The organism is Methanophagales archaeon, from assembly GCA_021159465.1.
Taxonomy (GTDB): Archaea; Halobacteriota; Syntropharchaeia; order Alkanophagales; family Methanospirareceae; genus G60ANME1.
Window position 1 is genome coordinate 1 of the sequence record JAGGRR010000121.1, and the last position, 9,714, is coordinate 9,714.

10 protein-coding genes are annotated in these 9,714 nt (G+C 43.9%); 6 read left to right on the top strand and 4 right to left on the bottom strand.

Annotation, left to right across the window (positions count from 1 at the left end; all coding sequences use genetic code 11):
* The coding region (locus J7J01_05820) for a hypothetical protein (GenBank protein MCD6210393.1) at positions 1-234 on the top strand (234 nt) is incomplete at its 5' end.
* Positions 235-731: 497 nt separating this feature from the next.
* Entirely contained in the window at positions 732-1,316 is a 585-nt protein-coding gene (locus J7J01_05825; protein ID MCD6210394.1) for a YIP1 family protein, read from the top strand.
* Here J7J01_05825 and J7J01_05830 read toward each other — a convergent pair.
* Positions 1,309-1,860, bottom strand: a complete 552-nt coding sequence (locus tag J7J01_05830) for a MogA/MoaB family molybdenum cofactor biosynthesis protein (protein MCD6210395.1) — start codon at positions 1,858-1,860, stop codon at positions 1,309-1,311. The genes J7J01_05825 and J7J01_05830 overlap by 8 nt on opposite strands.
* A gap of 19 nt (positions 1,861-1,879) precedes the next feature.
* Positions 1,880-3,301, bottom strand: coding sequence for a phosphomannomutase/phosphoglucomutase (locus tag J7J01_05835; GenBank protein MCD6210396.1), 1,422 nt, complete (start codon positions 3,299-3,301; stop codon positions 1,880-1,882).
* 51 nt (positions 3,302-3,352) lie between these two features.
* On the opposite strand from J7J01_05835, the gene J7J01_05840 reads away from it, so the two are divergent.
* On the top strand, positions 3,353-3,928 hold the full coding sequence (locus J7J01_05840) for a small multi-drug export protein (protein ID MCD6210397.1): 576 nt from the start codon (positions 3,353-3,355) through the stop codon (positions 3,926-3,928).
* Here J7J01_05840 and J7J01_05845 read toward each other — a convergent pair.
* Complete coding sequence (locus tag J7J01_05845) at positions 3,833-4,750, bottom strand: sugar phosphate isomerase/epimerase (GenBank protein ID MCD6210398.1); 918 nt, start codon at positions 4,748-4,750, stop codon at positions 3,833-3,835. The genes J7J01_05840 and J7J01_05845 overlap by 96 nt on opposite strands.
* Positions 4,751-4,800: 50 nt before the next feature.
* On the opposite strand from J7J01_05845, the gene J7J01_05850 reads away from it, so the two are divergent.
* Together J7J01_05850 and J7J01_05855 are read left to right on the top strand one after the other, a co-directional pair.
* Positions 4,801-5,328 (top strand): helix-turn-helix domain-containing protein, encoded by a 528-nt coding sequence (locus J7J01_05850; protein MCD6210399.1) that lies wholly within the window; start codon positions 4,801-4,803, stop codon positions 5,326-5,328.
* A gap of 43 nt (positions 5,329-5,371) precedes the next feature.
* Positions 5,372-5,803: a hypothetical protein gene (locus tag J7J01_05855; protein MCD6210400.1), complete on the top strand. Its 432-nt coding sequence runs from the start codon at positions 5,372-5,374 to the stop codon at positions 5,801-5,803.
* Between the two features lie 32 nt (positions 5,804-5,835).
* Here the strand turns inward: J7J01_05855 and ade are convergent, their stop codons facing one another.
* On the bottom strand, positions 5,836-7,509 hold the full coding sequence (gene ade / locus J7J01_05860) for an adenine deaminase (protein ID MCD6210401.1): 1,674 nt from the start codon (positions 7,507-7,509) through the stop codon (positions 5,836-5,838).
* Between the two features lie 297 nt (positions 7,510-7,806).
* Here ade and J7J01_05865 point away from each other — a divergent pair, with 297 nt between their 5' ends.
* Positions 7,807-9,360, top strand: a complete 1,554-nt coding sequence (locus J7J01_05865; protein ID MCD6210402.1) for a flippase — start codon at positions 7,807-7,809, stop codon at positions 9,358-9,360.
* Positions 9,361-9,714: the final 354 nt, after the last annotated feature.

Genomic DNA, 9,714 nt, shown 5'->3' on the forward strand with positions numbered 1-9,714 from the left:
GACGCCGTGCCAATTCAGATAAAAATATGCCCCATGGCTACTCCAAGGACCACAGCTGGACCGGAAACCTCGAAGAAAGCGTTTATGAGAGAGCCGAAAACGCTGGAGAATAAGATAAAGAAGGAGAAAGAGCAGATGGAGAACGAGGTATGGAATCTCTCCAATCATGAGTTTTACAACGAGGAAGAGAGTGAGACAATACTGGATCAGAAGGGCAAGCCAACACAGAAATAGCAAAGCATTTTGATCAAACTTTTTTAAAGTTTGACGATACGGCGTGTCTTTCAGGTGTTTGAGGGTGAGGGCATTACCGTTCTTTACATGGGGTCGGAAAAGATAAAGGTCTTGAACTAGAACTTGAACTTAAACTTAAGACCAATTCATGGTAAAATCCTTGCATTGCTCGGTCGTGAGTATGAGCGGGTGTATTGCACCAATTATGGATGAGAGTCTGTATAAACTACTTGGGGTCATGGCAATGCAAAAGTGAAGGCAACTGTTACCCCACGTCATCTCCTTTTTCATGCTAACTCAAATCAAGACAAAAGGTGGAATAAGCTGGATAATACACACATACGAACATGAGATGCAATGCAAGGTGAATATTATTTGACAGGTCCATAGATATGAATTCAAGACAGAGGAGTGAACATGGTAGCAGAGAAAGATGGTCGCGTGAAAAAATAGAAAATTTTATATATGGTGGCAATGATACTATCAAATGATGTAAAATGTTAAGTCAGATACGTGGTTTCGCATTTAATCCCGCGCGGCAGTTCGCAGCGGCGAAGGATGATTCACTCAGTGACGCTTTCAAGTATTACATTCCGCTTCTTGCTATTCTCGGTGCGATACTCTCGATTGTTGCAGCGATTGGTGTGAATATGATAGTCTCCATGCTGGGCTTATCTGGATTGGTACTGATGCCCGGACTACCGGAGCTTGGTAAGATTATACCACTGCTCGGTGTCGGTACTTTTGTGGGTACAATCATATTGGGTATTATAGCAGCCCTTTACATCGCTGTCTGGCTCCATATCTGGACGTATCTCCTTGGTGGAAAGAAAGGATTACGGCAGACTACGAAGGCAGTTTTGTATGGTGCAACTCCATGTTTGATACTGGGCTGGCTTGCGCCCGTGAATGTCCTGATAGCACCGATATGGTCAGTTCTGCTGGTAATTGCCGGTTTGATAGAGCTTCATGAGCTATCTCCTGGCAGGTCTATCATTGCTGTAACGCTGGCAATTCTTGTGCCCGTAATAGTGTGTATCGTGGCAATTAAGCCGCTCGTGTCTCTTTTATTATCTATCTGAGTTTTTGGTTTGACTTTTCTTGTACATGCCTCATTATATGCGGTATCTCAGGCAGGATTATCTCGGTCAGCGCCAGTCTAACAGCGTCAGGAGAGCCAGGCAGGCAGAATATCGTCTTACTGCCTATCACGCCCGCAGTTGCGCGACTTAATATCGCCGCATTGCCTATCCGCTCATAGCTCTTCAACCTGAATAGTTCACCAAACCCTGGCAACTCCTTATCTATTAGCTTTGATACCGTCTCAATGCTGACATCATCCTTAGTTAAGCCTGTACCACCGGTAGTGATGATGAAATCAGCACCTGAGTCCTGAGCCTTTATTATCCCCTTATATATACGCTCCTCTATATCTGGTATCACATCGTAATAGACCACTTCATGTCCTCTTTCTGTTACCAGTGAGCGAGCAACGGAGCCAGAAATGTCATTCTGTGTCCTATTCTTATGCTTAGAGGTGCTTATCGTGAGTATTGCGCATTTATAGTATTGTTTTGCACCTTCTCTATGCCTCGCCGGTATTGATATTGGTATTAGTATTGACATCTCAAATTTTATAACATAATTAACTCAGCTCCTTTATTATTTCTTCTGTGCGCCTGACGAATTCAGCCATCAACTTCTGCTTCACTGCCTCAGTCGCACCTTCCACAGTCACACGAATCATAGGGGAGGTATTAGAAGCCCTTATAAGCACCCAACCGTCTTCTAAATCTATTCTTATACCGTCCATCGTATTTATATTTATATTTTCACTCCCGTATTCAGCCCTCAGTCTGACTGCGAGAGTATCTATCACCTTAAACTTCACACTCTCTGCGCATTTAATATTCCTGCGCTCCTTAGGGAAGCTCGGCAACTCATCCACCAGTTCTGAAAGTCTTTTGCCGGTTCTTGTCAGTATCTCCGCTATTATCAAAGGTACAACCATCGCGTCATCAAAAGGGAAGAAGGAAGGGATGACATAATGCCCACTTGATTCTATACCAAGAACGGCATTCGTTCGTTTCGCCTCCCTGGTCAGAAATGTATGCCCCACCGGTACGCGGTGTATGGAGCTGCATAAGTCCCCTAATTCACGTTCTATAAGCATAGAGCACTCAACATTTGCTAATACCGATCCTGGTATCTTTTGTTCCTTCAATAGTGCCTTTCCCAGTATTGTACCACACTGATCTGCACTCAGCACTCTACCGTGATCATCCACAATCACCACACGGTCTCCGTCGCCATCAAAAGCGGCGCCAAAATCCACGCCCGTTCTCTGTATTTCTAATTTCAATGCGCCCAGGGTTGACTCTGTGGGTTCTGACGGTCTGTTCGGGAATGCAGGATCCGGTTCAGGGAACAGCACATGAGCACGAAGATGCACGCGTCTCATCACATCCGGTGCTACCAGTCCCATGCTGCCGTTACCACAATCCACTGCAATCTTCCTGCCTTCAAAGAGCTCCGGGAGCTCCGGGTGGTGAAATCGTCTGGCTACATATTCTATATATTCTTCTCTCATCTGCAATTTGTGATAATGCCCGATTTCAGACCACGGTACTCCATCGTACTCGCCCGTTGCAGTCGCCATTGTTATCGCACTTATCTTCTCATTTGCCTCCGCCTGGAACCCTACCCCCTCGCCAGTGTACAGTTTCAAACCGTTCCACTCGGGTGGCAGATGCGACGCGGTCACATACGCGACTATATCCTTCTTCAATTGCCAACCTGAGAACGCGCACACACCAAATGAGGTGGTTCCTACATCCGTAACGTCCACGCCGGCATAAAGTAGCCCAGAAATGAGCGCATTAGCGAACATAATAGAGGTAGCACGGATATCGTTACCAACCACAACACTCCGCTCGTTCCGCTCCCGCGCATACATCCCCAGCGCAAACCCTATCCTCTGCATAGTCGCTGGCGATAAATCCTCATTGTAAATGCCTCTTATGTCATACGCCCTGAATATGTGTGAGGGTACTATCTCGCCTACCATATAATCATGGTTAGAACAGAAATATTAATTAAAAAATTAAAGATGATGGAAATGAAATTGAAAGAGCGAGTGGAGCGAGTAAGAGCGATGAAGCGATTAGCAATAGCAAAACTCATTATCCCCTTCTGTCTTGGCATTGCCGCGGCGGTGATACTCTACTTAGCAGGTCAGGATGTGTACACAAGATATGCAACAGTTTTCAGTATATACTCGTTCATGCCTCTTGGGGGTGCAATAGCAGCTATACCCGCAGGTTTGGGGCTGGGGATACATCCAGCAGGTCTCATAGCATTCATCGTCTTCTCCGATGCCGTAGTCTCTTTATTCCTGGTGTGGAACTTTGACCATGCAAAGAAGATACCGCTGATAGGTAAGATGGTGGAGAAGGTGGAAGAGAGTGGTAATAAGGCGCTAATGAGATACCGATGGGCGAAACGATTCGGGTTTGTGGGACTTGTTCTGCTTGTTATGTTCCCTCTTCAATGGACCGGTTCTGCAGTGGGCTCAATAGTAGGCAGGCTGATTGGCATGTCACCTTTGATGACCTGGCTTGGTGTCGTACTTGGCACTCTTATTCGAACCACCCTGTTCACTCTCATATCTATCGGTGTGGCCTCCCTTTTTTAGGAATGATGCCCCTTGCCCCTGTTCATCTCCAATACCCAAACTGTGGATGAATTCCAGACTCTCTATCCCGGCATCCAGGTTATATAGCTCGGCTACAAATAGACCCTTGTAGTCGTAGTCTTTAATGCCATTGAAGACCTTATGCCAGTCAATATTGCCCCTTCCAAGAGGCAAATGCAGATCATCCGCTCCAAAGTTGTCACTTGCATGCATGTGTATTATCTTCACATCTCCATCCTTTGTTATTTCCAGGAATTCTGTCAATGTTTTTGTTGTGTTGGCATGTGCAACATCGAGGCAGATACCAAGATTATCTCTGTTCACACCCTTTACTATCCGTACAAGCTCAGCCGGATAGCGACCCATTAACATATTCGCCGAGGTCAGGTTCTCAACAGCTATCCTGAGCCCGTACTCAGATGCGAAATCGCAGAGTATTTGCAAGCCGGTAATTGCTTTCTCAAATGCTCTATCTGGCATCTGCACTGACAGCGGAGATAAAACGCCCGGATGAACCACGCATATATCCTCTATGAACTCATGTGCATTCTTTATACTCTCTTTTATCTGTCTTATGCTCTCTTCCCATATCCGCTCATTCACACTTGCTATATTAATATCGGAGAGTGGTGCGTGAAGCGATATAATAAGATTGGTCGTCTGATATACCTCCTTCACACGTTCTTTGAATTCACCCTCCACACGCTGCAAGCCCTCACCTACTATCTCCCAGCCCTGAAAACCCACCTCTTCAAGCTGGTATACCCATTTCAGGGGACTGACTGTTGCATCTACCAGTGAAAAACTTATCTTTAGTTCCATAGCAATCTTATATTTTTACTTAATTGTAATAATAAAAAGAGAAAGAGGTTATGAGCATTGCCAATACCGTTGTGAACGAGATATTCGGGCGTGGTAAGGACCTGCCAAAAGTCCTCACCGAGGCTATCAAGCATGAACTTGGCGTTAGCATAGGTGAATTCAGTGAGAAATCGGGTATACCAGTAAGTACACTCTATAAGATCCTCGCTGGTGAGAGGGACCCGAACTTACGCACCTTCAGGAAGATAATAGATACAATAAGGGCGATAGAGATAGGAAGTGCAGAAAAGAGGAGATTCATCGCTGTTATTTGCTCCCGGGGCTGTCTTGACGTGTTGGACCGGAGGAAGATAAGCATAGGAGAAGAGAGCTTTGATATCAAGGAGTACGCAGTAACGACTATGGAGGAAGCGATAATAGCAGCGATTCAAGCGGAGAAGGAAGGCGCTTCCGCTCTTGTCTGTGCCCCTATTGTCAGTCCAACAGTGGAGAGGATAGTAAATATACCTGTTGCGACGATAAGACCAAGGACGAGTATTATGTTGGCTATTGAACTGGCAGCGAAGAAAATATGTTGACTTTTATATAATAAAGGGTGTTTATATTATTTAAGTGATGGCAATGAAAGAGATAAAGGGTGTAGGTAAGCAGCACTGGATGTATCGCTACGTAGACCGGTTAAATAGTGAAGAGGGTATGTCAGCGGAAGAGATATATGAGGAAGAGAACGCCCGTCGGGCTGCAGAGGGGTTGCCATTGCTGAAGTTCAATTCCGTTGGGCGGACATTGAATACCTTCGGGTATCCGAAATCGGGCACGAAACGGAAGCAACTGGAAGAGGTGAAGCCGGTGCGTATCGGCGTCTTTATAAAAGAGCTGAAGCGGAAGGTGGAGAAGCTCAGTGAGCTTATAAAAGAGGAGAATCTATCACCTCTGGAGCAGGAGTTCGTATGGCTATTCATAGAGGATTATCCAGAGTCCCAGATAAGGGATATGTTACACCTGGATGAAGAGGAGATGCAGGAGATAAAGAAGAAACTCCACTTGAGTTGATCCCTGATCTGATTTGTTTTCATTTGATCTAACTAATATGAATAAGAGAAGAAGTTGATGAATCGAGACTCATCGGCGTCGAATAAGCCTTTATCGCTGAGTTTCAATTTCGGAATCACGAGTAACGCCATGAACGAGAGAGTCATGAGGGGTGCGCTTAATGAAGACCCCAATGCCTTTGCCATTGAATCTATTTCTCTGTATCTCGTGGCAACCATGGAATAATCCCAGGTACTCATGAGACCACCGATGGGTAGAGGCAGAATCAGTCTCTTGCTCCCTGATACGGCACTTATCCCTCCTTTATTCTCTATTATCAGATTCACCGCCCTGCATATATCATCATCACTAACTCCAACGGCAATGATGTTATGGGAGTCATGAGCGACGCTGGAGGCAATTGCGCCTTCTTTCAGTCCGAAATTCCTGACGAACCCTATTGCTACCTTTGAGTCCGGTCTATATCGGTTTATCACTACCAGCTTCAGGATGTCCCTGTTTATATCAGATACTATGCGTCCAGCTATTTCTTTTGGTGCTACACGCACTCTATTTGTAATTAATTGACCATCAACAACTTCGATCACATTTATATTTAGATTTACATTTGTATTTACGTTTATATCACCATACTTTAGTTCTTTGCTATTCACAGAGAAATCAGTCACTTCTCGTTTCCGTGCTTCAAACTTGTTCACCACCCTCGATACTTTCCTCGGTATCAGAGACACGCCTTCTTCTGCTACTAATGTGCCATTTATGTAGATACTTCTGATGTTGAAATCATCATCAACATCAACAACGATGAAATCCGCGTAATCACCCTTGCGCAGCAGTCCGACATCCAGTTTATAGTGCATAACAGGGTTCACGCATGCAACCCTGAGGACTTTCATCATATCTATGCCATAATCCAGTGCTCTCTTCACCAGTATATTTATATGCCCTTCTATCAGATCATCGGGATGCATATCGTCGGTACAGAACATGCAATTCTCGTAATGCTCATTCACTATTGGAATCAGTTCATCGAAGTTCTTTGCTGCTGAGCCTTCCCTGATCATGACTTTCATGCCAAGGGAGAGCTTTTCCAACGCCTCTGCCCTCGTGATGCATTCGTGGTCTGTGGATATACCACAGCTAACGTATTTCTTCAAATCAGAGCCACGCAGTCCGGGTGCATGTCCATCAATCGGTTTTGCATACTGTCTTGCGATACCAAGCTTTCTATGCATCTCCTCATCATCTTTAATCACGCCAGGGAAGTTCATCACCTCGCCAAGATATTTTATCTCATCCATCTGCAATAGTTCCTCTATCTCTGCTGAGCTTATAACTGCACCATTGGTCTCGAATGGTGATGCTGGTACACAGGATGGCGCGCCGAAATAGAATTTCAATGGCACGCCCTGACCTTCCTCTATCATATACCTCACACCTGCCACACCCAGCACATTGGCTATCTCATGCGGGTCTGATACCACTGCCACTGTGCCATGAACCACAGCTACTCTGGCGAACTCTGCGGGTGTGAGCATCGAGCTCTCTATATGGATGTGAGAATCTACGAAACCGGGCATAATATAATGCTCGCACTCGCGCTCCTCCTTTATGATATCTGATATCCTGCTGTCAGAAATAACGATTGTGCCCGGGTATATATCACCATTCATAACATCAACGATGTTGCCCGAGACCTTTTTCATCTTCGGCTTGTGTGCTCTTTCTCTTTTATACAACTGGGAGGCTGTCCAACAATTACCTTAAATTACCTAAGAATTGCCCTTACCTATATAAAAAAGCGATTCTTCTTGTATCTGTATCCAGCACTTTGATGGCACGACCTAAAATGATTACTACACCCTATTTCGTTAATTTGGGATACATCATTTTAGCAGTTGTCTTTCTGCTTTTGATTTTCGCAGACTCTGGATTGGAATAAATGAACTTTATAAGATGTGTGTTTTATGTGATTGTAGATTACAGAGTAAAAGGTGCTGAGAATGCCAGACGAAGAAGACTTCTTAGGGGAATCGTTACGGAAAATAGTCAAAGGAGCGGGCTTTGTTCTGGTAGGAATCCTAATAGGAAGAACATTTGGCTATGGCTCAAGATTGATAATTGCACGGTTAGGTGCAAGCGATTATGGTCTGGTCGCACTTGGTTTTGCAGTGATGTCAATTGCAGTAACTCTTTCTATGGTGGGAATACAAAGCGGGATTGTCCGGTATGTATCATTTTACAAAGGAAAAGAAGACAAAGGAAGAATTAAAGGCACGATAATCTCTGCACTGAAGATCACCTTACCTTTGAGTTTTATATTGGCATTTATTCTGTTCTGGTATGCAAGCTGGATTTCAAATCATGTTTTTCACGATGCGAACCTGACATCCATTCTAAAAATTTTTGCTCTTGGGGTTCCGTTCTTTGTTTTAGCTCAAAATTTATTGTCCGCTATTGTCGGATTTCAAGATATGAGGTATCGAGTTTATACAGAAAAGATATTTCAAGAAGCTTTAAAATTAGTGGCAATTGTGATTCTTCTCCTATTGGGATTTGGGGTTGTGGGTGCAGTATGGGGCTGGGTGCTTGCAATAATAGTTATGCCATTCATAGCTTTTTATTTCCTCGAAAAGAAAGTTTTTCCTATTTTAAACACAAAAGTGAAAGCGGTTTCGGTGGATAAAGAGCTTTTCGCTTTCTCTTTTCCTCTGCTATTTGCAGGTATCGCGGGCATGATAATGGGCTGGACAGATACTTTGATGTTGGGATATTTTTGCTCATCTGCGGATGTGGGGATTTATAATGCGGCACTGCCAACAGCACAGTTGATAAGGGGTATTCCAGCGGCTTTTGGTGTTATCTTCTTCCCTGTTGTTTCTGAACTCTATGCGAGAAATAAAATGGAAGATTTAAGAAGGACTTACAGCGTGGTTACAAAATGGATGCTTGCACTTATCTCCCCTATATTTTTGCTGGTATTACTTTTCCCTGAGCAAATCATCAAAATTTTGTTTGGTGCTGAGTATGTTGCGGGAGCGACTGCTTTATCAATCCTGGTATTTGGATTTATGATTTATGCGGCAATAGGTCCAAGCAGTGAGATTTTACAAACTTATGGAAAGACGAAAACAGTCATGATGGCTAATTACATAGGAGCGGCGATAAATCTCGGGTTGAATTTTCTGTTAATACCGATTTATGGCGTGAATGGAGCGGCAGTTGCAACTGGTTTTTCTCTTGCTCTCCTGTATATTCTTAACTTCTTGTTTGCTTATAGAGTAGCAAAGGTACAGCCATTTCGGCGGAGTTATTTAAAGATAATTCTTGCTTCGTTGATAGCTGTCCTTGTTATTTATTTGTTGGCGAGGTATGCTATAGGTGTCTCAACGTTTGCTTTGATAGCAGTGCTAATTGTTTTTCTTGCTCTTTATTTCTTCTTGCTTCTACTCATGAAATCATTTGAAGAGGAGGATTTGATGATTATGCGTGCGATAGATCAGCAGCTGGGGACAAAGTCTGATTGGATAAGGGATATAATAAGGAGATTTTTGTGACTAATTTTTTATCCAAAGGCCTGTCATTAGCTCCACCGAATTTCCTCTCGTTCTTTAGTTCATGATATCTCTTTTAATGGTCTTATTACCCCTCTGAAGGGTATTATGTTGGTTTTAAGCTGATCGTTGCGATAGACGCCGAGAATTACGAGCTATCAGGTTATGAACTCTACGATGGATGCCCGAATGATGCAATTATACTTATTCCACTCCCCGAAAAATGAGGAAGATTGATGCAAATCTCGTTCCACCGCTCGATACATGATATGGGCTGGAAAGGGTTATTTGCTTGACATTTGGTATAAGATCAGATCAGGCAAGAATTCCTTAGGCTAATCGAGAAGTGGGAAACGT

Coding starts and splice junctions, on each gene's coding strand:
- J7J01_05825 (MCD6210394.1), top strand. CDS start 732: ATGTTAAGTCAGATACGTGGTTTCGCATTTAATCCCGCGCGGCAGTTC.
- J7J01_05830 (MCD6210395.1), bottom strand. CDS start 1,860: ATGTCAATACTAATACCAATATCAATACCGGCGAGGCATAGAGAAGGT.
- J7J01_05835 (MCD6210396.1), bottom strand. CDS start 3,301: ATGGTAGGCGAGATAGTACCCTCACACATATTCAGGGCGTATGACATA.
- J7J01_05840 (MCD6210397.1), top strand. CDS start 3,353: ATGAAATTGAAAGAGCGAGTGGAGCGAGTAAGAGCGATGAAGCGATTA.
- J7J01_05845 (MCD6210398.1), bottom strand. CDS start 4,750: ATGGAACTAAAGATAAGTTTTTCACTGGTAGATGCAACAGTCAGTCCC.
- J7J01_05850 (MCD6210399.1), top strand. CDS start 4,801: ATGAGCATTGCCAATACCGTTGTGAACGAGATATTCGGGCGTGGTAAG.
- J7J01_05855 (MCD6210400.1), top strand. CDS start 5,372: ATGAAAGAGATAAAGGGTGTAGGTAAGCAGCACTGGATGTATCGCTAC.
- ade (MCD6210401.1), bottom strand. CDS start 7,509: ATGAAAAAGGTCTCGGGCAACATCGTTGATGTTATGAATGGTGATATA.
- J7J01_05865 (MCD6210402.1), top strand. CDS start 7,807: ATGCCAGACGAAGAAGACTTCTTAGGGGAATCGTTACGGAAAATAGTC.